The following is a 22,595-nucleotide window of genomic DNA, read 5'->3' on the forward strand; positions in this document are numbered from 1 at the left end:
GGCCTGTTGTTCGCCGTACCCGCCTGGGCCGATCATATCGTTACCGATCAGATCGGCCGCCAGGTGCATGTGCCGGATGTCGTGAACCGAGTCGTCATACTGCAGCACCAGACGCTCAACATCGCGGTGCAGCTCGGCGCGATGGACAAGGTTGTCGGCGTTCTGGACGAGTGGAAGAAACAGCTGGGTGCCAACTATGTCCGCCTTGCGCCGCAACTGCCCGGCCTCCCGACGCCGGGTGGCCTCACCAAGGTCAATATCGAAGAACTCCTCAAGCTGAAACCAGACGTGGTCTTCGTCACGAACTACGCCCCGGCCGACATGGTCAAGCAAATCGAGGACTCGGGCCTTGCGGTCGTCGCCATTTCCCTGCTCGATGTGCCGCCTGAGGAGGCGGTGAAGATGAACCCTTCGGTGAAGGACGAGCCAGCGGCAATTGATGCCGGATTTGCGAGCGGAGTGAGGCTCATCGCCGACATCCTGGGCGAAAGGGACAAAGGCGAAGATATGATCGCCGTCACCAAGAAGGCACGAGCGCTGGTGGCGGAGCGTCTGGCCGATGTTCCCCAGGAAAAACGAGTGGCGGTCTATATGGCGAACCCGGATCTCTCCACGTACGGGCACGGCAAATATACTGGCCTTATGATGGAGCGCGCAGGTGCCCGCAACGTCGCGAACGAGATCGCGGGCTTCAAGCAGGTGACGATGGAGGATGTCCTCAAATGGGATCCGGCGGTTATTTTCGTGCAGGAGCGCTACCCCGACGTCGTCACCGAAATCAAGAATACCGCGTCATGGCAGACGATCGACGCCGTCAAGAATGGCCGCATATATCTCATGCCGGAATACGCCAAGGCATGGGGCTATCCGATGCCGGAAGCGATGGCTCTTGGCGAATTGTGGATGGCGCAGAAGCTCTATCCCGATCGGTTCAAGGACATTGACATGCAGAAAGAAGCCGACGCGTATTATAAGGAATTCTACCACACCGACTATCGCGCCACGCACTGATGGAAGACGACGAATTTCCGCGACGCCCGCCCGGCGTCGCGATCGCCATACTCGCTGCTTTCCTGGTTATCGCCGCCATCGGGGCGCTCGGCGTCGGCCGCTACGATATTCCCTTCGCAAGAGTGGTCCAAATTCTGATGGATCCGATCTCCCATCCAGACATACCCGTTTCACCGACGGAGGCGAATGTAGTTTTTACCGTTCGGATGCCGCGCATCCTCTTGGCAATTTTAGCGGGGGCAGGGCTTTCGCTTGCAGGCGCGACGATGCAAGGCGTCTTCCGAAATCCGCTCGTCGGTCCCCAGGTTATGGGTGTGTCCTCCGGAGCCGCTTTCGGTGGAGTGCTCGCCATTCTCTACGGCGTATCGGGTTTCGGTCTGCTGAGCTCCGCCTTCGCTTTTGGTCTGTCGGCGCTCATCCTCGTCTATTTGCTGAACGGCATCGTTGCCAGACGCAATATCCTGGCCCTCGTCCTGGCGGGGGTCGTTGTGAGCGGTTTGTTCGGGGCCTTGGTGAGCCTCGTCCAATATCTGGCAGACACGGACGACAAGCTTCCAGCGATGGTTTTCTGGCTGCTCGGTAGTTTTGCGACCGCAAGCTGGGAGAAGCTCTCCCTGGTTGCGGCCCCTGTGCTGATCGCCGCTCTCTTGCTTCTCGGCTTGCGTTGGCGCGTAAACCTGCTGTCGATCGGGGACGAGGATGCCAGGGCAATGGGAGTAAACGTGGAACCGATGCGCTGGATGATCCTGGTCCTGGTCTCATTTATCGTGGCCGCACAGGTGGCTGTCAGCGGGATTATCGGCTGGGTCGGCCTCGTCGTGCCGCACATGGCCAGAATGCTGGTCGGTCCGGATCACAGGGCGATGATGCCGGCCTCGCTGATTATCGGGGGACTCTACCTGCTCATCATCGATACCGTGGCTCGCACGGCGACAGCCAGCGAAATTCCCCTCGGTATCCTCACCGCACTCATCGGGACCCCGGTCTTTGCTATCGTCTTGAGGCAGACGCAACGAGGCGGCCGTGGCATCTGATCGCATCAGACTGGCGATCGAGCGCGCAAGCCAGACCTACGACGGCAAGCGTTGGCAATTCCGGGATCTCGATTTCCAATTGAAGGCGGGCGAGATCACCGCAGTGCTTGGTCCGAACGGCCGCGGCAAATCCACGTTGTTGCGCGTGCTGGCGGGTTTGCTCAAACCCACTTCGGGAAAAGTACATCTGAGCCGAAGTGTTGGGTTTGTGCCCCAGGCATTCTCGGGGACTTTTCCGTATTCCGTGCTGGACATCGTATTGATGGGACGTGCGCGGCATATACCGCTGTTCCAGACTCCTCGCAGAAAAGATATCGAAAAGGCGATGGCAGCGCTCAGTGCGACCGGGATGGCGGACCATGCCTCACGCAGCATCGACGCGCTTTCCGGAGGCGAGCGCCAGCTTGTTCTAATCGCGCGTGCTCTTGCTGGTGAAAACGAGGTCCTGTTGCTCGACGAGCCGGCCTCGGCGCTCGATCTGAGAAATCAGGATATCGTGCTGCATCTCCTCGGCGAACTGGCTGACCGGGAAGCGCTGGCAATCGCATTTACCACTCATCAGCCCAACCATGCTGTGGCAATTGCCGACCATGCGCTTCTCATGCTGCCGGAAGCGAAGACGATTCTCGGCCGGGTTGGTGATGCGATGACCGAGGACAATCTGGAAGCTTTATACGGCCTTCCTATCCGCGCCGCGTCGTTCGGTCTGGGCTGTCGGGAGGAGCGCGCCTTCACGCCTCTTTTCCGCCAACGGAATCGAAAGGGAGGATTGTGATGAAAAGAACCATCAAGCTTCTGTCCGCGGGAAGTCTGAGACATGCGTTTCCGAAGATTATTGAAGCATTTACGCCGGAGATGGATGTCGAAGTTTCGCTTTCACTCGGACCGGCAGGTCTTTTGCGCGAGCGGATCGAGAACGGCGAGGACTTCGATCTCTTCGCTTCGGCGAATATGGAGCATCCCCAAGCGCTCGCTGCAGCAGGCATAGCCGAGGAGGCGATCTGTTTTGCTCGCAATCGTCTCTGCATGATGGCTCGCTCTGATATCGGCATGACGATTGAAAACTTCGTCGAGATCCTCGCCAATCCTGACTTGCGGATCGCTACGTCGACACCGGGCGACGATCCGTCGGGGGACTACGCATTCGAATTGTTCAACCGGATCGAAGCCTTCTATCCAGGGATGGGAACGATGCTGAAGGCACGTGCCCGCCAACTCGTCGGCGGGCGCAATTCTCCGCCGACACCACCCGGCAAAGGCCCCGGCTATCTTATTGCCGATGGGGAAGTCGATCTGATGACGAGCTACTATTCGAACGCGCGACTGCTGGAGGGCAATCCGGCTTTCTCGGTCGTCGAAATCCCGATGGAGCTCGCGCCTGCCATTTCCTACGGACTTTCATTGCGAAAGGGGGCATCGCGTGAGGCGCATTCGCTGCGCGAGTTCGTGCTGGGCGACGCCGGTCGAGTCATATTAAGTGAAACGGGTTTCGCACTGCCGCTGCACTAGCTAGAGCAAACTGATCCTCAAGAGAACCTCGCCGTCCCCATGCAGTATACGACCAGGGCGGCGAATAGCGCTCCTGTGCGTTTCGGCGTTGCTCCGGTCGATCTCCAGGCAGATCGGCGCTTGCAGGATCGAGCTTCGCGCCCGCGAGATGCTGCAGAGGGCGCGGGCTTTTACCCGTACCCATCGGAAAAACTCTCGCAACGCATTTCTTGTGTGCTTGACGTGAAAACAAAGTTACTTAATCTAAGGGTCGCCACGCGTTTCGGTTGGAGGAGACGGACGCGGTGCCTGCTGCCTGTCTGCGCGCGCCTGATCTCCCCCGCTGTCAGTTGCTTATTTTCCGATAGGACCCGCCATGTCTCTTACCATTGCCCAACGCCTCGATCGTCTGAAGGTCCGCACAGCCGAGCTCGCCCACTGGCGCGACCGGCAGAGCGTCGTGATCGACGGCTGGACCTTCGACGGCGAGCCGATCGCCCATCATCAGGACTGGCCGCACCGCAAGGGCACGGTCCGTTTCGCCGCGTCGGCGACGGTGCCGCGCGACTGGCCCATCGAAGAGGTTCGCCTGCAGCTCGATCTCGGCGGCGAGAGCCTCATCACCTTGCACTATTCCGGCGGCCAGACCGAGGCGTTCGGGCTCGACCCCTACCATCAGGAATTCCCGATCAAGGGCCGGGAATTTTCGATCACGACCGAAAGCGTCGCGCGTTTTCCCTTCGGAGAGCCGAACCGGGCGCCCAGGCTCAACAAGGCGCGGCTGATCTGGCTGGACGAGCCGGTCCACAAACTGCACCTCCTCTTGCGGCAGATCGGCGAGGCCGCCGGCGTGCTCGAAAGCCATGAGGTTCTGCCGCACCTGATCGAGGCGGCCGAACAGGCGCTGCGCAGTCTCGACTGGCCCTCGGACACGCCAGCCTATATTTCGCGCACCTCCAGCGCGGTCATGCAGCAGAAGATCTGGGAGCTGCCGGAGCTGCAGGAAAACCCGGCCGGCCTGACGCAAACACAGAGTGCTTCGGCCGCCGTGGCCCATGACCAACTGGTCGCGCGTCTGAAGGAGCTTCAGAAGCGCTTCCCGCAAAACGGCGAGCTGCTGCTGACCGGCCATGCCCATATCGATCTCGCTTGGCTGTGGCCCTATCGCGAGACGCGACGGAAGATGCGCCGCACCTTCAATACCGCGCTGTCCTTGATGGAGCGCTCGGACGACTTCCGCTTCAACCAGTCGACCGCCCACTATTATGCGCAGATGGAAGAGGACGATCCGGAGCTTCTCGACCGTATCAAGAAGAAGGTCGCCGAGGGCAAGTGGGAGACGGTCGGCGGCATGTGGGTCGAACCCGACACCAACATGCCGACCGGCGAAAGCCTTGCGCGACAGGTGCTTTACGGACAGCGCTATTTCGAGAAACATTTCGGCCTGCGCCACACGGTCTGCTGGCTGCCGGACTGCTTCGGCTTTTCGGGAGCCTTGCCGCAGATCCTGAAGCTCGGCGGCATCGACAGCTTCTTCACGATCAAGGTGAACTGGAGCGAAACCAACCATATCCCATCCGACCTTTTCTGGTGGAAGGGCCTCGATGGAAGCAAGGTTCTGACCCACACATTCGACAATCCCATGCACGGCTACAACGGTTTCGTGCAGCCGGACTGCTTCGTGCCGACCTGGAAGAATTTCCGCGGCAAGACGCAGCACGACACATCATTGTTGGCCGTCGGTTACGGCGACGGCGGCGGCGGCGTGACGCCGGAGATGGTCGAACGCGAAGTGCAACTGCGCGACTTCCCGGCGATCCCGAGCGCACGCTGGGGCACGGTGAAGGGTTTTTACGAAAAGGCGCACCGTACGGCGGCGCAAAAGGAGCTGCCGGTCTGGGACGGGGAAATCTATCTCGAACTGCACCGCGCGACGCTGACCTCGCAAAGCGGCGTCAAGCGCAAGCACCGGCAGGCCGAGCGAGCGTTGATAACGGCGGAAACGATTGCGTCGCTTGCGCATCTGCTGGGAGCCGGCAAACCGCAAAGCCTGGAAGCCGACTGGCGCGTTGTCCTGAAGAACGAGTTTCACGACATCCTGCCGGGCTCGAGCATCCGTGAAGTCTATATCGATGCCGAACAGGAACTCGACGGCGTCATCGGCAATGCCAAGGCCGAACAGGCCAAGGCTTTGAAGGCGCTTGCGGCTGAGCTTCCGGCAGGCGGCGTGGCGGATGCGCTCGTTGCCGTCAATCCGTCGCTTGCCCCGCGGCCGCTGACGGCGCGGCTTTCCGACGGGACGGTCCTGTCATCTGCCGATACCGTCGCGCCGCTGTCCGTTGCCGTCTTCGATCGCAAGGCGCTGAAGCCCGCAGGCATGCTGAGAGCCGACACCCACAGCCTGGAAAACCAGCATCTGTCGGTCGTCATCGGCAAGGACGGCGCCGTGTCGAGCCTCGTTCACAAGGCGACGGGCAGGGAGGCGGTCGAGGGCGGCGCAAATCAGCTCTGGGTCTATCCGGCCGACAAGCCGCGCAACTGGGATGCCTGGGACGTCGATGCCGACTATGCCGAAAAGGCCGTCCGCCTCGACAGGCCGGAGAATATCACGCTTGTCGAACAGGGACCGCATCGCGCGGCGATCCGCGTCGTTTACCGCTACCGGAACTCGACCGTCACCCAGCTTTACGTGCTGACCGCCAACGCCCGCAGGCTCGACATCGAGACGGTGATCGACTGGCATGACCGGCGCACTCTGCTTCGCACGCTGAATCCGGTCGCGGTCCGCTCGCGGACAGCCACCTTCGAATGCGCCTTCGGTGTCGTCGAACGCCAGACCCACACCAACACCTCCTGGGAACAGGCGATGTTCGAGGCTGCCGCGCATCGTTTCGTCGATCTCAGCGAGCCGGGCTTCGGCGTCGCCCTGCTCAACAATGCCAAATACGGACACAGCGCGCGCGGCAATGTCATCGGCATGAGCCTCGTGCGCTCGCCGATCTATCCCGATCCGCTCGCCGATGAGGGGGAGCAGAGCTTCACCTACGCGCTGATGCCGCATGAGGGCGCCTGGCACGAAGGCGACGTTCTTCAGGAAGCGATCGACATCAACCAGCCGCTCGTCACCGCCGAGGCAAGCGGGCTTTCGGCAGGCACTCTGTCGCCGCTCGGCGTCGAGGGCATCCCGGTCGCCTTTTCCGGGCTGAAGCCGGCCGAGGAGGGAGACGGCCTCATTCTGCGGCTTTACGAACCGGCGGGCCGGCGCGGCCGGCTTTCCCTCGCCCTGCCATCGGGGTGGCATGCATCGGGTGCCCTCAACATCCTCGAAGAGCCGATCGAGCGTGCCGGACCCGCAGACATCATGCCGTTCGAAATTCGTACCTGGCGGCTGCAGCGAGGCTGAAAGCAGCAATATCCGGGCTTTGCGATTTCGCGTTCGGCGCTCCGGCCGATCGCGTATGCGCAGGGCATGGGGCAGAGCGCGGCTCTCGGCATCAGGCGATCTGTCACCGGATGAGAGGCCGCGGAAAAAGTTTCAACATGCCGCAGTGGCCCCGCTCGCGTCGGACCCTATCTTCCGGCTGGTCTTTCACCAGCCTCCGAGGAAACGATCATGACGGAAACCGTGAAGTCCGTACCGGCGCCCCGCGATCAGCACCTGCGCGACATGGCCAATTGCATTCGGTTTCTCTCGATGGATGCCGTCGAGAAGGCCAAGAGCGGGCACCCGGGCATGCCGATGGGCATGGCCGACATTGCCGTCGTGCTCTTTTCCGACTTCCTGAAATTCGATGCTGAAGACCCTTACTGGTTCGACCGCGACCGTTTCCTGATCTCCAACGGCCACGGTTCGATGCTCCTTTACAGCCTGCTCTACCTGACGGGCTATCGGGACATGACGATCGACCAGATCCGGAATTTCCGGCAGATCGACAGCAGGACGGCAGGTCATCCGGAATACCGCCATGCCACGGGCATCGAGACGACCACCGGCCCGCTCGGGCAGGGCATTGCCAATTCGGTCGGTTTCGCCCTTGCCGAGCGCATCATGAACGCCCGGTTCGGCGATGATCTTTCAAGCCACTATACCTATGTCTTCCTCGGCGACGGATGCCTGATGGAGGGCATCAGCCAGGAGGCCATCTCGCTTGCCGGCCATCTGAAACTCGGCAAGCTGATCGCGTTCTGGGACAACAACTCGATATCGATCGACGGCGCGACGAGCCTGGCGGAATCCGACAGCCAGCCGGCGCGCTTCCGCGCATCGAACTGGCACGTCCAGGAAATCGACGGTCACGACACTGACGCCATCCGCAACGCGATCGCCGAGGCGCAACGGGTCAGCGATCGCCCGTCGCTGATCGCCTGCAAAACCATTATCGGCTTCGGCTTTCCGACCAGGGCCGGCACGCAGAAGGCCCATAGCGACGCGCCCGGCGAGGAGGAGATCGCCGGCGCCCGCAAGATTCTCGGCTGGAGCGCGCCGCCCTTCGAGATCCCGTCAGACCTGCTCGAAGATTGGAGAAAGATCGGCGCGAAGGGACGTAACGCCCGTATGGCCTGGGCGATGCGGGTGCAGACGGCGCAGGCGGATGTCCGCGCCGATTTCGAACGCCGGATGAAGGGCGAACTGCCCCCGGACTGGACGGGGGCGATCGAGGCTGCAAAACAGGAGCTTCTGTCTGCCGAAAAGGACCTTGCCACAAGGCAGGCGAGCGGGATCGTTCTCAATCACCTTGCCGAGGCCATTCCCGAGCTTGTCGGCGGATCGGCGGACCTGACGCCGTCGAACAATACCAAGGCCAAATCCATGATCGAGATCTCGCCGGGCCAGTATAACGGATCCTATATCCACTACGGCGTGCGTGAACACGGAATGGCTGCGGCCATCAACGGGATTGCCCTGCACGGCGGGCTGGTCCCCTACGGCGGCACTTTCCTGACCTTTTCCGATTATGCCCGGCCGTCCATCCGACTGGCGGCGATGATGGCCGTGCGTTCGATCTTCGTGATGACGCACGATTCCATCGGCCTCGGCGAGGACGGCCCGACACATCAGCCGGTCGAACATCTGACGGCGCTGCGCGCCATTCCGGGCCTTGCCGTGTTCCGCCCGGGCGACCCGATCGAGACGGCGGAATGCTGGCAGGCCATTCTCGAAGCCCCGCGGCAGGCCGCGCTGATCGCCTTGTCCCGCCAGCCTATGCCGCTTCTGAGAAGGCAGCCTGGCTCCGCCAACCTGTCGGCAAAGGGCGGATACGTTCTGCTCGAGGCAGAAGGCGGCGCTCGCGAGCTGACGATCATGTCAACCGGATCGGAGTTGCACCTTGCTGTCGAGGCAAGGACGAGCCTCCAGGCGGAAGGCATTCCGACGGCGGTCGTCTCCATGCCGTGCCGCCTGCTGTTCGAGGCGCAAGCACCGGACTACAAGCGCGAGGTTCTTGGAGAGGGAACTGCGCGCGTCGCGGTGGAAGCAGCTGTCCAGGACAGCTGGGACCGGTATCTCGGGCTCGACGGCCGGTTCGTCGGCATGCACAGTTTCGGGGCCTCGGGCAAGATCGACGACGTCTACAGGAAGTTCGGTATCACGACAGACGCCGTTGTGAAGGCTGCTAAGGACGCAGTTGGATTGCGGTATCGATAAGCAAAATCGAGACGCAGCCACTGCCCTGCCGGGTTTGGCACACGTGTGCATTTTCTTCGCTTCTGTCATTCCGATGTTACGCGCCGAGGCTAGCAAGTTCTCAGAACTCATCTGGGGCGCCGCCTCGCTAGCGAAGGGAGACAGGGTATGAATAGACGCGAATTTCTGATCACATCGTCGGCGGCTGCGAGCCTTCTCGCCCTTCCGCGCTTCGCCTCGGCCGCCGCAGGCACGATCGACCTCTACAGCGGTTCGGATTCCAATATTATCGACCTGTGGAACAACATCATCCGTCCGGCTTTCGAAAAGGCGCATCCGGAAGTGACCCTGAAGGTCACCGATGCCGGCGACAATAACGGCCTGCGCGCCATCGGCGACCGCGCTCTCGCTGCGCTTAAGACCAAGACCGATCCGCAGGCCGACCTCTTCGAATCCTTCGATCCGCGCCTTCCGGCCGGCGGTATCGATGCCGGTCTCTGGGTGAAGTTCTCCGCTGAGAACGTACCCGGCTTCGACCGCGTCAATCCGCTCGCTATCGACACGCCCTACTCATTGCCCTATCGCGGTTCGCAGGTTCTGCTTGCCTATGACAAGACCAAGCTCGACCCGAAGGATGCACCGAAGACCTGGGAACAGCTGACGGCCTGGATCAAGGCCAATCCCGGCCAGTTCATCTACAACCGTCCGGACAAGGGCGGTTCGGGCGGCAATTTCGTCCGCCGCGCCATTCATGAAGCCAACGGCCGCGATCCGAAGAAGTTCAAGATCGACAACTTCACTGCCGATTTTGCCGAGCAGTCGCTGACGCCCGCCTGGAAGATCCTCAACGATCTCGCGCCGTCGCTCTATCAGAAAGGCGCCTATACCGCCGGCAACACGCAGTCGATCCAGCTGCTCTCCCAGGGCGTCGTGACCATGGCTCCGGTCTGGTCCGACCAGGTCCTGCAGGCAATCTCGCAGGGCGTTCTGCCCGAGACGACCGGCCTCGTGCAGCTCTCCGATCTCGCGCTCTGCGGCGGGTTCTCGGCCATGACGATTTTCACCAACGGCGCCAATAAGGACGCCGCCCTCAAGCTCGCCTCCTTCATGCTGACGAGCGAGATGCAGGAAGCCATCATCACCGAGATCGGCGGTTTCCCGGGCGTTTCCTGGGATCACATTTCCGAAGACCTGCGCAAGAAATATGCCGATGTCATCCCGGCCACGATCCCGACCTTCCCGGGCGGCGATTGGGAAAAGGCGATCAACGACGGCTGGTACCGCAACGTCGCTCCCGGAATCAGCCGCACCTGATGGCGCTGCATGCCGCACAGCCTGCGGTCGCGCACCGCGCTCCGTCTCTCGGCAGGGGGAGCCTTTACGGGCTCCTCCTGGTCGGCATGCCGGTCTTTCTGGTCGGCTGGCTGATCATCTTTCCGATCCTCTCGGCCGTCGCAACCACCATCTTCGTCCGCCAGCCGGACGGGACGAGCGGCTTCTCGCTCGCCTCCTACCATTTCTTCTTCACCGATACCTACAGCCTCAACAACCTCTGGCTGACGCTCTGGACGACCATGGTCTGCGGGCTGCTCCTGCTTGCGATCGGCCTTCCGATTGCCCTTTACCTGCGCTTTTCCGGCAGCCGCCTTGCGGCCTACGTGCAGGGGCTGGCAATCTTTCCGATGTTCGTTCCTTCGATCATTCTCTCCTATGCCCTGATCCGCACGATCGGGCCGAACGGTACGGTCGATATCCTGCTCAACGCCGTCGGCCTGCCAAAACTGCCCAGCCCCTATCTGACGCCCTGGGGACCGGTCATCGGCCTCGTCTGGGACAATCTGCCTTTGACGGTACTGATGCTGACGGCTGGCCTCGCGTCTGTTTCCAACAGCTCCGTCGAGGCGGCCCGTGATGTCGGCGCAACGCCTTTGCGCGTCTTCATCTCGATCATCCTGCCGCGTATGGGCAATTCGCTGCTGGTCACGGCCTCCTTCGCCGTTCTCGGCATATTCTCCGCCTTCACCTTGCCCTATGTGCTTGGTCCGGCCTCTCCGGAGATGATGGGACCGTTCATGCAGCGCACCTTTGCCGACATGAACGACCCGCTCGGTGCGCTCACGCAGGCCGTCATCACCTTCGGCTTCTGCCTCCTCTTCGGCGTCTTCTATGTCTGGTCGATCGCCCGCAATCGGGAGGGTCGGTGATGCGCCGGCCGACTGCCTTGAAATTCGACTGGACGGGCCTGGTGCTGGCGATGCTGCTGACGCTGTTCATCGCGCTGCCGCTGCTGGTTGTCGCCACCTGGGCCTTCACCGAGGTCTGGCGCTATCCTTCCGTCATCCCCCAGCAGTTCGGTCTGCGGTTCTGGTCGCAGACGCTTGCCCGCAAGGATGTCTGGGACGCGTTGTTCCTCAGCCTGCGTCTGACCGCGACCGTGACGGCGCTCTCGGCGATCGTCTGCCTGCCCGCCGCCTATGCCTTTGCAAGGATGCGTTTTCCCGGCCGCAACGTCCTGTTCCTGTCGTTCCTTGCCTCGCATGCCTTTCCGAAATTCGGCCTGCTGGTGGCGATCGCCGGCATCTTTCTGCAACTCGGGCTGATCAGCACCTTCTGGGGCGTGGTGCTGATCCAGCTCGTCGGCACTTTGATGCTGATGATCTGGATCCCGGTCGCCGCCTTCCAGAATGTCGACCGGCGCATGGAGGAAGCCGCGCGCGATGCCGGCGCGACGCCGCTTCGCGTCTTCTGGTCGATCACGCTTCCACAGGCCGCGCCGACGATATCCGCGGCCCTGCTGCTGACCTTCGTCGGGACCTTTTATGAGACGGAGGGCGCCTGGCTGATCGGAGCGCCCGAAATCCGTACCATGCCGGTGCTGATGATCAGCTTCATCAACAGCCAGATCGTCGTGCAATATGGGGCGGTCCTCTCCGTCATGCTGTGGGTGCCGTCCTTCGCGGCGTTGATGTTTGCGCGGCGCGTCATCGGAACCGGCGCCTTCGCACGGGGCTTTGGCGCCTGAGCGCCGGCAGAAAGGGTTTCAGGAATGGCACATCTGGCGATCGAAGGCGTTTCGAAGAGCTTCGGCCATACGTTTGCCATCCGCGACTTCTCGCTCGAGGTCGGCGACGGCGAACTCGTCTGCCTGCTCGGCCCCTCGGGCTCCGGCAAATCGACGCTGCTTCGCATGATCGGCGGTTTCGAGCACCCGAGCGCAGGCAGCATTCGCATCGACGCGAGAGACGTGACGAACCTGCCGCCGGAGCGGCGCCCGACCGGCATGGTCTTCCAGAGCCATGCGCTCTGGACGCATATGGATGTCTTCAACAACATCGCCTTCGGGCTGAAATTGCGGCGCCTGCCGAAGGCCGAGATCCGCCAGCGGGTCGAGGATGCTCTCGCTCTCGTCGGTCTCGCCGATTACGGGCGGCGTGCGGTGACACAGCTTTCCGGAGGCCAGCAGCAGCGCGTGGCGCTTGCCCGTTCGCTGGTCCTCGAGCCGAAGATCCTGCTGCTCGACGAGCCCTTCGCCAGCCTCGACCAGTACCTGCGCGAGCGGCTGCGGGAGGAAGTGCGCGATATCCAGCAACGGCTCGGCATCACGACATTGTTCGTCACCCACGGTCAGGACGAGGCCCTGGCGCTCGCCGACCGCATCGTCGTCATGCGTGAAGGGCGCACCGAACAGGTGGCTCCGCCGAGCGTCATCTACCGCGAGCCGCAGACGGCCTTTGTCGCCGGCTTCATCGGCTCGATGAACTTCGTGGAGAGCGAGATCCGCAACGGGGTCTGCACGCATCCGCTGTTCGGCTTTTCCGTTCCCGTTGCCGACGGTCCCGTGACGCTCGCCATGCGTCCGGAAGCTCTGACGGTGCGTCCCGCCGGCCGAACGGCAGATGCGACGGTCCGCCGCGTTACCGATTTCGGCACCCACAAGATCGTCGATGTCGATCTCGCCGACGGCATCAGGCTGAAGGCGATGGTTGCGCCGGCCGAAACGATCAGGGTCGGGATGGCCGTCGCCTCGAGTTGCTCAGGCTTCTTCGCTTTCCGCGACAACGCCCTCATCCACCAATCGGGAGAGCCGCAGGCGGCTGCGCCCGCAAAGCCGCTCCCCGCGACCTGACGTGTCTCAGGCCCTCGGCTGAAAACCCTCCTGCAGCCAGGGATGCAGCGCCTTGCTTGCTGCCAGGATATCGCCTTTGCCGGTGACGGCAGCGCCGGAAAACCGTGTGACGATACCGCCCGCTTCCTCGACCATCAGCGCCGAAGCGCCGAAGTCGTGGACCGAGAGGCCATCCTCGAAAAAGCCGTCCAGCCGGCCGCAGGCGACATAGGCGATCGAAAGCGCTGCCGAACCGAGACGGCGCACACCGGCGGTATTGGCCATCAGCCGCTTCACGGCATCGAAATAGAGCTCCTCCGGGACCGCCTTGACCTGGCCGGGTATCGGCAGGCCGGCGCCGATCAGCACGTTCTGGATGTCGGCAACCTCGGCGCAATGGATCCGCTCGCCGTCCAGCCAGGCGCCGGCGCCGGCCTCGACGCTGAAAAGTTCGTCCTGCATGGCGTCGTAAACAACGCCGGCAACGATGCGGCCGCCCTCGGCGATTGAGATCGTCATGCCGAAATGCGGAATGCCCCAGGCAAAATTCGTCGTGCCGTCGATCGGGTCGATATAGATGACCGGCGCGTCCGCGCCAGCCTGCCGGTTGCCGACCTCTTCCTCGCCCCTTATCGCGTAGGACGGGAATGCCTTGACCATCTCCTCGACGATGATCCGCTCGACCGCGACATCGATTTCCGTCTGGTAGTCGCGCGGCGCCTTGTGGACCATCTCGGCCGCCGTGCGCCGCCGGAGCGCGTTGCGCGCCGTCTCTCCTGCCTTGAGGGCTGTTTCGGCCAGGACGAGAAGGCGGGGCGAGGCTGCCGGCGACAGACGCGCGGCGGTCGAAGACAATTTCATGAGGACAATCCGTGTGATGACTGAGGATGGCGGGCAGTTCGGCGCTTCTCATTGCAAATGCGCATGATGTTTTTATGAAGCAGGCGACATGCTGCAAGTCGCCACGCGCGACGGCCGGTTCCGGCAACGATTGGCGCGGCGCCTGCCTGGACTGAATCACGATTCACTCGGCTGCCGCAATATGTCGCCGCCAACCGATTCTGGTAGTGCCCGACCTCACCGGGACAGGAAGTTCGAGACCGTCAGGTCCACGAGTTCGTCTCCCCGGCCGTTCATGACAGCGCGGATGGCCCAGAGACCGAAACCCTTCACCTGCGCCGCTTCGATCTTCGGCGGCATCGACAGTTCCTGTGTATTCGTCACGACGTCGAGCAGGGCCGGACCGGGATGCGCCAGAATTTCCCTGACGGCGCCGTCAAGCTCGGCCGGATCCTCGACGCGAATGCCGTGGATTCCGGCGGCGCGGGCAACCGCCGCAAAATCCGGGTTCTTGAGTTCCGTGCCGGTTTCAAGAAACCCCGAAGCTTTCATTTCCATCGCCACGAACCCCAGAACGGAGTTGTTAAAGACGACGACCTTTACCGGCAGGTTCTGTTGAACGAGCGTCAGGACGTCGCCCATCAACATGGCAAAGCCGCCGTCGCCGGACATGCTGACGATCTGGCGGTCCCGGTGTGTCGCCTGTGCCCCGATCGCCTGGGGAAGAGCGTTGGCCATCGATCCGTGCACCAGCGAGCCGATCAGGCGACGTTTCCCGTTCATCTTCAGATAGCGCGCCGCCCAGATGGTGGGCGTTCCGACATCGAAGGTGAAAACGGCATCGTCGGAGGCGTGTTCGCTCAGAAGGCGTGCCACATATTGCGGATGGATCTTGCCGCCCTGTCTGCCGGTGGCGAGGTCGTCGAGGCCTTCACGCGCTTTCCTGTAGGCGGCAAGGCACTCATCCAGGTGGTTCCTGTCTGCTCGCTCTGCCAGCTTCGGCAGCGTTGCCGCCAGTGTGGATCTGACGTCACCGAGGATTGCGAGATCCAGCGAGGCCCTGCGGCCAAGATTTTCCGGGCGAATATCCACCTGCACGATCTTAGCGCCGGTCGGGTAGAATTGCCGGTAGGGGAAATCGGTGCCGAGCATGAGAAGCATGTCGCACTCCAGCATGGCCTTGTAACCTGACGAAAAGCCGATCAGGCCGGTCATGCCGACATCGAAGGGATTGTCCCACTCGACATGTTCCTTGCCGCCGAGCGCATGGACAACAGGCGCCTTCAGCCGATCCGCAAGGGCGATCAGCTCGTCATGCGCCCCCTGGCAGCCACGCCCGCACAGAAGGGTGACTTTCGAACTCTCGTTGAGCAATGCCGACAATCGCTCGATCTGATCGTTCGTCGGCACGATGCTCGGCTGAGGCAGGGCAAGCGCAGCCGGCGCCGAAATCTTCGCCGTGAAATCGGTCAAAGCCACGTCGCCCGAAATGACCACGACGGCAACGCCCCGTTTTCCGATGGCCGTGCGAACAGCCATCTCGATGACCGCCGGCAATTGCTCCGGGTGGCTGACCAGTTCGCAATAGTGGCTGCATTCCCGGAAAAGCTGGTCGGGATGCGTTTCCTGGAAATAGCCCCTGCCGATTTCGGCCGAAGGGATCTGCGCGGCAATGGCCAGGACGGGGACGCGGGAGCGATGGCAGTCGAACAGGCCGTTGATGAGGTGAAGGTTGCCCGGACCGCAGCTTCCGGCGCAGACGGCCAGCCCGCCGCTGAGATGAGCTTCTGCACCTGCCGCGAAAGCGGCTGTCTCTTCGTGGCGGGTATGGACCCACTCGATGTCGCCTCTTTTCCGGAGTGCTTCCGTAAGCCCGTTCAGACTGTCTCCGACCACGCCGTATATCCGCTTGACCCCGGCCGAATGCAGAACTTCTGTCAGTACATCAGCGACGTTGGACTTCATCGAATGGCTCCTGCGCTTTGGGGTTTCGGGATCACCGACAAGAGAAGCTAGGCCTCGCTCGACGCTTCTCAACCGCAAGACCTGCCAGAGCGGCGCAGCCGTCAAGCCGGACCTGCGTGCCGTCTGCGGTCTGCCCGCATGTCCGGAAGGTTGTCTCCCGCACAAAGACATAGGTTCGGCCCGCCCCCTGCGCTTGCCGGGTCCGATCGATGCAATGGGCGCCGCACCCTATCCCGCGATCCGCTCCCGTTCCTTCATCGCCTCTGTCAGCAGCTTCTTGAAGCGCGGATGCCGGCGCAGGTTGTCGAGGTCGGAATCATGGGTAAACCACTTGATATGGTAGGCCGAACTGCGCGGCAGCAGGCTCTCCAGAATGTCGATCGCCCGTTCCACATGGCCGAGTACGGAATGGACGCAGGCGAGATTGTATTGGGCCACGATATCGTCGGGATCAATCGCGCTTGCCCGGGCGGCCCAGTCGCAGGCGCGCGCCGCTTCGCCGAGATGGGCAAGGGCGAGTGCGCCGCGATGGGCGGGGCCGGAATTTTCCGGGTTCTGGTTGAGCGCGCGCTCGGCTCTCTCAAGCCCCTTGCGTGCCCAGTTTTCCCTGTCCACCGCCCGTCCGAGAGAGTGGTACGAGGACATCAGATGGATTGGAGAAACATAGTCGTCCGGGCGGATTTCGGCGGCGCGGGTAAAATAATGCACGGCCTCGGCGAAGTCGCCGCGCATGAAGAAGATGCGGGCATAATGGAAGTTTGCCTCATAAAGGTTGGGGTCGAGGGCAAGCGCGCGTTCGAAGCATGCCATGGCCTTGTCGTCCTCGCCGTTCTGATGCAGCGCCAGGCCGCGGGAGGCATGGGCTTCCGCGAGGTCCGGCTCAAGTTCCAGGGCCTTGGCGCTCATGGCGAGGATGCGCTCCAGGGGCACGTCACCGGGCGCCCAGTCGCGGATCGCCGCATCGCAATCGGCAATGCCGGCATAGGCGCGGCCATAATCCGGATCGAGTTCGACGGCCTTGTAGAACATACGCCGGGCAAGCTGCAGATAGGACTTGGTCCAGGTATGGGAGAGCTGCCGGCCTCTCAGGTAATAGGTATAGGCTTCGACATTGGCGGTCGGCTCGGCGGCGATCGCCTTGCGCTCCTCCGGTAAGAGCCGCACCTTCAGCTGGCCGACGATCGCGTTGGTGATCTCGTCCTGGATGGCGAAAATATCGGTGAGGTCGCGGTCGTAGCGTTCGGCCCAGAGATGATCGCCGTTTGCCGTATCGATCAGCTGGCCGGAGATGCGCACCCGCGTACCGGCGATGCGCACGCTGCCTTCCAGCATGTAACGCACGCCGAGTTCCTGGGCGACCTGCTTTACCTTCACCGACGTGCCCTTGTAGGTGAAGACGGTGTTGCGCGGCACCACATGCAGGCTGGAGACCTTGGAAAGATCGGTGATGATGTCCTCGGTGATGCCGTCGGAGAAATAGTCCTGATCGGTGTCGCCGCTCATATTCGTGAAGGGCAGGACGGCGATGAAACAGGTGTTGCGGTTCTGCGCGACGAGGCGGGCGGAATTCGGCTTCTCGAAGGAAACCGTGTAGACCTGCACCGGCTGCCGGATATTCTTGAACACGTGTTCACCTAAAAAATCGAAGCCGAGATTGAGGCGTGAACCGACCTGATCGCGCACGATTGCCGACACCGCAATGCCGCCGGTCGGGGCAATGCCTTCCAGGCGCGCGGCAAGGTTGACGCCGTCGCCGAAAATATCCTCGTTCTCGACGACGACGTCGCCGAGATTGATGCCGATGCGGAATTCGACGCGCTCTTCCTTCGGCACGTTTTCGTTGCGCACCGCCATGCTGCGCTGGATTTCGGCGGCGCAGGCCACGGCATTCACGACGCTCTGAAACTCGGCAAGGATGCCGTCGCCCGTCAGTTTGACGATACGGCCCTTGTAATCGGATATACGGATGTCGACCAGTTCGCAGCGATGGCGGTTCAAGGCCTGCAGCGTACCCGTCTCGTCCATGCCCATGAGCCGGCTGTAACCGACAACATCGGCAGCGAGGATGGCACTCAATCGCCGCTCCATGACCCTCTCCATGGATTGTCTCATGTCAGTTTCTCGCTTTTCCAGATTATAGCCGCGCTAGGGTTCCCTCCCTTGCAGCCGAAATCTCTCGATTCGGCATGCTGTCACGGCGGCGCAGAGCCTATATCGTTACGGCGCAGCTTCAATACTCCGAACGGGCGAAGATTGCGTCAAACGATAGCTCTTTCGAATGGGAAAGACCGTGGACGCGGCGCGGTGCCCAATTTTGAGGCCGTGCATCAATTTTGGCAGGCCTCCCGGGGGAAGGGTTCGGGTGCGGCGCGCACGAATTGACCGGGGCATTGTCTAGCGCCGGTTCTTCGCCGCTGAGCGCTTGTGGGGCGCCGCCGCCAGACGAAGTTGTGCTGGGTGGAAGCCGGGTACGATTTCCGGGTGATCCGCCGACAGCCGTGGAAAATGACAGGATCGCGCAAGGAAAAGCTGACGGCCGAGCCGCTTTCTGCCTCTCGAACGGCAAGTCAAGCGTTTGCACAAAAGCCCTTTTGCCTAAAAGGATGCCGCCTGTAGGTCGAAAGGGGTAAGATATACTCGCCCGTTTTTCGATTATAATCGGAAATCCGCGTATCGAACGATCTCTCATAGATTTGATTCTGGCAATTTCGCGAGAGGGCACGCCATGTATCGCAACGCTCGCCGGTGGGCTTCGCGCTCACTAATGGTGGATTCGTGGGCTCCCCGGTGGTTGACCGTCGGTGGAAAGACTAGGCCACGCAAGAACGCAGATCGACCCGAGGACAGTGCCCAGCTTGCGACATCCGCGCAGGCTGCGGGCGCAGGCTTGGGAAGCGTCTTTGTCGCCAATCCCGACAACAACCCTGCATCTGGCGGAAACGGCAGTGAAGCGAGAGCGGAAGCGGTCGGCGAGGCAGACGGTCGCGGCAATATCGACCGGGCATCCCCGTCCTTGCCCGCTGCTCTCGAAGCCGCACGCAGAGCGGCGGAACGAAGCGGAGATCCTGCCGCGTCGGTGCTTCCCGCCCAGATTCCGGCCCTTGCACCTTTCGAGCGGACAGCGAATGGCGCAGCATTCGGGTCAACGTCGTTTCCTTATCGCACCTACGCGGGACCCAGCACCATCGGCGACGATCCCCTGGCGCCATATCTGCCGCAGAACCCGGGATCGGTCGCATCAGGGCAAGGTTCGGCCGCCGCAGCGGGCGGGCGTGCGCATTCCGGCAAGGTGGTCATTCTCGAATCGAGCCCGTCGGCAGAGGCTGCTGCACAGCACACCGGACCGAATGCGTTGGCGTTCGGCATGCCTTTTGGCGTCTGCGGGTGCGGCTACTTTACGTCCCCCACACGGATTCTCGATTGGGCGCATGGCGGCGCCCTGCTCCAGCAGGACGGCCAGTTGCCGGGGACCAGGCTGACCGAAGGGCCGGACTATGTGGCAACGATCAAGCGGGCCATCGGCGCGTCGGTCAGCGACCCGCTGCTCGATCGCGACCTGTCCCCGCTTTCGGGATGGCGTGGCACCGCGACGTGGACGGGTTCGGCGAACGTGAACGGATCGCTGCCCGCCGGCGGAGAGATGGGAACGGCAACCGGCACGAAGGGCGTCGGCATCCTGTCCGGCTCGGTCACCGCGCCGCCGGTCACGCAGCGGTCGCTGACGACACAGAACCTGGCGGCCGCAGCGGCGGCCACCAACGCGATCGTGCTGGAAAACCAGAAGCAGGGCAATCCGGAGAGCGAGTGGGGCATCGATGGCGCCGGCAGCTCCAACATTGAGGGGTTTGCGACCGATATCAGCGTCGATAACGGCAAGACGATCAGCTTCAAGATCGATACGGATTCCACCAATTACCGGATCGATATCTACCGGCTCGGCTACTATGGCGGCATGGGCGCGCGCAAGGTGGCGACCCTGCAGCATACCGGATTGCAGAACCAGCCCAATCCGTTGCGCAATGCCACGACCGGAACGGTCGATGCCGGCAACTGGGCCGTCTCGGCCTCGTGGACCGTGCCTGAGGATGCCGTTTCAGGTGTCTATATCGCCAAGCTCGTGCGGCAGGACGGCACGTTCGGCGAAAACCATATTCCGTTCATCGTGCGCGACGACGACAGTCACAGCGACATCGTCTTCCAGACCGCGGACCAGACATGGCAGGCCTATAATGGCTGGGGCGGCGCAAACTTCTATGGCGGCAACGGCCCGGCGACGGGGCAGGGCGCCGGCCGCGCCTATGCGGTGAGCTACAACAGGCCGATTGCGACCCGGGGCGGGGTCGGCACCTTTGCCGGCCCGCAGGACTATCTGTTCGGCGCCGAATATGCCGGCATCTATTGGCTGGAACAGAACGGCTACGACGTCTCCTACCTGTCGGGTGTCGATGTCGATCGTTATGGCAGCCTGCTGCTCAATCACAAAACCTATATCGATGCCGGGCACGACGAATACTGGTCGGGACAGCAGCGCACCAATGTCGAGGCTGCGCGCGATGCCGGCGTCAACCTGATGTTCTGGAGCGGCAACGAGGTCTATTGGCGTACCCGCTGGGGCAATGCCTACAGCAGCGACGGTACGCCCTACCGCACCCTTATCTCCTACAAGGAGACATGGTCGCCCGGCGCCAGCATCGACCCTTCGAACGAATGGACGGGCACGTTCCGCGACCCGCGCCTCAGTCCGCCGGCCGTCGGCGGCGGAAACCCGGAAAACTCGCTGACCGGGCAGCTGTTCAAGGTCGACGATGTCGGCGACAATCTCAGCGCGATCACGGTCGGATATGATGACGCCAACCTGCGTTTCTGGCGCAATACCAGCGTTGCCAATCTTCAGCCGGGCCAGACGGCGACGCTCACCAGGAACTATCTTGGCTACGAATGGGACGAAGCCGTCGACAACGGGTTTGACCCGGCGGGCCTCGTGAAGCTGTCGTCGACGACGCTTCCGGTCAGCACCTACCTGCTCGATTACGGAAACACGACCGGCAACGCGACCGCGACCCACAATCTGACGCTTTATCGCGCGCCGAGCGGTGCGCTCGTGTTCGGCGCCGGTACCGTCTATTGGACATGGGGCCTAAGCGACAATCACGACAATCAGGCGACCCCGACCGATCCCCGCGTGCAGCAGGCGATGGTCAATCTGCTGGCCGACATGGGCATCCAGCCCGGCACGCTGCAATCCGGCCTCGTCGCTGCAACCGGCTCCACGGATCACGTCGCACCGACGTCGATCATCACGGCGCCGTCAACGGCAACCGTTGGCTCCAGTGTCACGATCACCGGCACGGCGGCCGACACGGGCGGCGGCGTCATTGCCGGCGTCGAGGTTTCGACCGACAACGGGGCAAGCTGGCATCCGGCAACGGGTGACGAGAACTGGACTTATACCTGGTCGCCGCAAGTCGCGGGCAGTTACACGATCCTGTCGCGCGCGGTCGACGACAGCATCAACCTTGAATCACCTTCGGCAGGACGCACTGTCACCGTAACCGGAGCAAGCTTTGCCTCCCTCTTCGGCGCGGCGACGCCGGCGGTCGTCAACACCGACGATACGTCACCCGTTGAACTCGGTGTCCGCTTCCAGACGTCGGTGGCAGGGACCGTCACCGGTATTCGGTTTTACAAGGGCAGTCAGGATACCGGCACGCATACCGGCTCGCTGTGGTCGAGCACGGGTACGCGGATCGCGACCCTCACCTTCACGAACGAGACCGCCAGCGGCTGGCAGACCGCCTATTTCTCCAGCCCGGTGAGCCTGACGCCCGGGCAGACCTACACGGCATCCTACCATACGGACAGCGGCCACTACTCGACGACCGCCAACTATTTCGTCTCCAATGTCACGAGCGGTCCGCTGACGGCGCCGGCCAATGGCAACGGCGTATACGCCTATGGCAGTGCCAGCCTGTTTCCGACGAGCACCTTCGAATCGACGAACTACTGGGTCGACGTGATGTTCACGACGCCGAGTTCGAACACGACACCGACGGCGGTTGCCGATGCGGGTGACGCGACGGAGAAGGGCGGGGTGGCGAACGGTTCGGGCGGCGTGGTCGCAAGCGGCAACGTCCTGACCAACGACACCGATGCGGATGCCGGCGACACCAAGACGGTGACGGCGGTCCGCTTCGGTTCGACATCAGGCACGCTCGGCACGGCGCTGAACGGCACCTATGGCAGTCTCGTGCTCAACGCATCGGGTGCCTACACCTATGCCGTCAACGAGAGCAATGCCGCCGTCCAGGCACTGCGCCAGTCGACCAACACGCTGAGCGAGGTCTTCAGCTACACGATGCGTGACACTGCCGGCGCCACGGCCACGGCCAATATCACCATCACGATCCACGGCGCCAACGATGCGCCGGTGCTGGCCGTGCAGACCGGCACGCAAAATGCCACCACCGGTTCCGCCTTCTCCTTCGTGCTGCCGAGCACGACCTTCACCGATGTCGACAGCAGCGAGACG

At 62.5% G+C, this 22,595-nt stretch carries 14 protein-coding genes; 11 read left to right on the plus strand and 3 right to left on the minus strand.

What is annotated here, in order from left to right; translation table 11 throughout:
• Positions 1 to 6: 6 nt before the first annotated feature.
• The 10 genes from ACFPWW_RS12490 (at position 7) to ACFPWW_RS12535 (ending at position 13,282) form a co-directional block, all read left to right on the plus strand.
• On the plus strand, positions 7 to 1,011 hold the full coding sequence (locus ACFPWW_RS12490) for an ABC transporter substrate-binding protein (protein WP_377311871.1): 1,005 nt from the start codon (positions 7 to 9) through the stop codon (positions 1,009 to 1,011).
• Positions 1,011 to 2,045 carry a FecCD family ABC transporter permease gene (locus ACFPWW_RS12495; protein WP_377311873.1) on the plus strand — a complete coding sequence of 345 codons (1,035 nt, stop codon included), beginning with the start codon at positions 1,011 to 1,013 and terminating at the stop codon, positions 2,043 to 2,045. Before ACFPWW_RS12490 ends, ACFPWW_RS12495 begins: the two co-directional genes overlap by 1 nt.
• A complete protein-coding gene (locus tag ACFPWW_RS12500; RefSeq protein WP_112757232.1) occupies positions 2,035 to 2,820 on the plus strand; it encodes an ABC transporter ATP-binding protein in 786 nt (261 codons plus the stop codon). The genes ACFPWW_RS12495 and ACFPWW_RS12500 overlap by 11 nt, the downstream gene beginning before the upstream one ends.
• Positions 2,820 to 3,554 carry a molybdate ABC transporter substrate-binding protein gene (locus ACFPWW_RS12505; protein WP_377311875.1) on the plus strand — a complete coding sequence of 245 codons (735 nt, stop codon included), beginning with the start codon at positions 2,820 to 2,822 and terminating at the stop codon, positions 3,552 to 3,554. Before ACFPWW_RS12500 ends, ACFPWW_RS12505 begins: the two co-directional genes overlap by 1 nt.
• 355 nt (positions 3,555 to 3,909) lie before the next feature.
• Positions 3,910 to 6,936 carry an alpha-mannosidase gene (locus ACFPWW_RS12510; RefSeq protein WP_377311876.1) on the plus strand — a complete coding sequence of 1,009 codons (3,027 nt, stop codon included), beginning with the start codon at positions 3,910 to 3,912 and terminating at the stop codon, positions 6,934 to 6,936.
• Between the two features lie 210 nt (positions 6,937 to 7,146).
• Positions 7,147 to 9,177 carry a transketolase gene (gene tkt, locus ACFPWW_RS12515; RefSeq protein ID WP_377311877.1) on the plus strand — a complete coding sequence of 677 codons (2,031 nt, stop codon included), beginning with the start codon at positions 7,147 to 7,149 and terminating at the stop codon, positions 9,175 to 9,177.
• A 147-nt stretch (positions 9,178 to 9,324) separates the two neighbouring features.
• Positions 9,325 to 10,470: an extracellular solute-binding protein gene (locus tag ACFPWW_RS12520; protein WP_377311878.1), complete on the plus strand. Its 1,146-nt coding sequence runs from the start codon at positions 9,325 to 9,327 to the stop codon at positions 10,468 to 10,470.
• Entirely contained in the window at positions 10,470 to 11,360 is an 891-nt protein-coding gene (locus ACFPWW_RS12525) for an ABC transporter permease subunit (RefSeq protein ID WP_112573224.1), read from the plus strand. The genes ACFPWW_RS12520 and ACFPWW_RS12525 overlap by 1 nt, the downstream gene beginning before the upstream one ends.
• Complete coding sequence (locus tag ACFPWW_RS12530) at positions 11,360 to 12,178, plus strand: ABC transporter permease (RefSeq protein WP_377311879.1); 819 nt, start codon at positions 11,360 to 11,362, stop codon at positions 12,176 to 12,178. Before ACFPWW_RS12525 ends, ACFPWW_RS12530 begins: the two co-directional genes overlap by 1 nt.
• A 24-nt stretch (positions 12,179 to 12,202) precedes the next feature.
• A complete protein-coding gene (locus ACFPWW_RS12535) occupies positions 12,203 to 13,282 on the plus strand; it encodes an ABC transporter ATP-binding protein (RefSeq protein ID WP_377311880.1) in 1,080 nt (359 codons plus the stop codon).
• A 6-nt stretch (positions 13,283 to 13,288) separates the two neighbouring features.
• Here the strand turns inward: ACFPWW_RS12535 and ACFPWW_RS12540 are convergent, their stop codons facing one another.
• The 3 genes from ACFPWW_RS12540 to ACFPWW_RS12550 form a co-directional block, all read right to left on the minus strand.
• Positions 13,289 to 14,122, minus strand: coding sequence for an inositol monophosphatase family protein (locus ACFPWW_RS12540; RefSeq protein ID WP_112706075.1), 834 nt, complete (start codon positions 14,120 to 14,122; stop codon positions 13,289 to 13,291).
• 216 nt (positions 14,123 to 14,338) lie between these two features.
• A complete protein-coding gene (gene poxB / locus ACFPWW_RS12545; RefSeq protein ID WP_377311881.1) occupies positions 14,339 to 16,066 on the minus strand; it encodes a ubiquinone-dependent pyruvate dehydrogenase in 1,728 nt (575 codons plus the stop codon).
• 228 nt (positions 16,067 to 16,294) lie between these two features.
• Positions 16,295 to 18,154, minus strand: a complete 1,860-nt coding sequence (locus ACFPWW_RS12550; protein ID WP_112758858.1) for a TPR end-of-group domain-containing protein — start codon at positions 18,152 to 18,154, stop codon at positions 16,295 to 16,297.
• 637 nt (positions 18,155 to 18,791) lie between these two features.
• On the opposite strand from ACFPWW_RS12550, the gene ACFPWW_RS12555 reads away from it, so the two are divergent.
• On the plus strand, positions 18,792 to 22,595 hold a 3,804-nt coding region (locus ACFPWW_RS12555; RefSeq protein ID WP_377311882.1), incomplete at its 3' end, for a N,N-dimethylformamidase beta subunit family domain-containing protein.

It is taken from the genome of Rhizobium sp. GCM10022189 (assembly GCF_042656325.1).
In the GTDB taxonomy this organism is placed as follows: domain Bacteria; phylum Pseudomonadota; class Alphaproteobacteria; order Rhizobiales; family Rhizobiaceae; genus Rhizobium.

Coding starts and splice junctions, on each gene's coding strand:
- ACFPWW_RS12510 (WP_377311876.1), top strand. CDS start 3,910: ATGTCTCTTACCATTGCCCAACGCCTCGATCGTCTGAAGGTCCGCACA.
- ACFPWW_RS12495 (WP_377311873.1), top strand. CDS start 1,011: ATGGAAGACGACGAATTTCCGCGACGCCCGCCCGGCGTCGCGATCGCC.
- poxB (WP_377311881.1), bottom strand. CDS start 16,066: ATGAAGTCCAACGTCGCTGATGTACTGACAGAAGTTCTGCATTCGGCC.
- ACFPWW_RS12550 (WP_112758858.1), bottom strand. CDS start 18,154: ATGGAGCGGCGATTGAGTGCCATCCTCGCTGCCGATGTTGTCGGTTAC.
- ACFPWW_RS12520 (WP_377311878.1), top strand. CDS start 9,325: ATGAATAGACGCGAATTTCTGATCACATCGTCGGCGGCTGCGAGCCTT.
- ACFPWW_RS12505 (WP_377311875.1), top strand. CDS start 2,820: ATGAAAAGAACCATCAAGCTTCTGTCCGCGGGAAGTCTGAGACATGCG.
- tkt (WP_377311877.1), top strand. CDS start 7,147: ATGACGGAAACCGTGAAGTCCGTACCGGCGCCCCGCGATCAGCACCTG.
- ACFPWW_RS12525 (WP_112573224.1), top strand. CDS start 10,470: ATGGCGCTGCATGCCGCACAGCCTGCGGTCGCGCACCGCGCTCCGTCT.
- ACFPWW_RS12535 (WP_377311880.1), top strand. CDS start 12,203: ATGGCACATCTGGCGATCGAAGGCGTTTCGAAGAGCTTCGGCCATACG.
- ACFPWW_RS12530 (WP_377311879.1), top strand. CDS start 11,360: ATGCGCCGGCCGACTGCCTTGAAATTCGACTGGACGGGCCTGGTGCTG.
- ACFPWW_RS12540 (WP_112706075.1), bottom strand. CDS start 14,122: ATGAAATTGTCTTCGACCGCCGCGCGTCTGTCGCCGGCAGCCTCGCCC.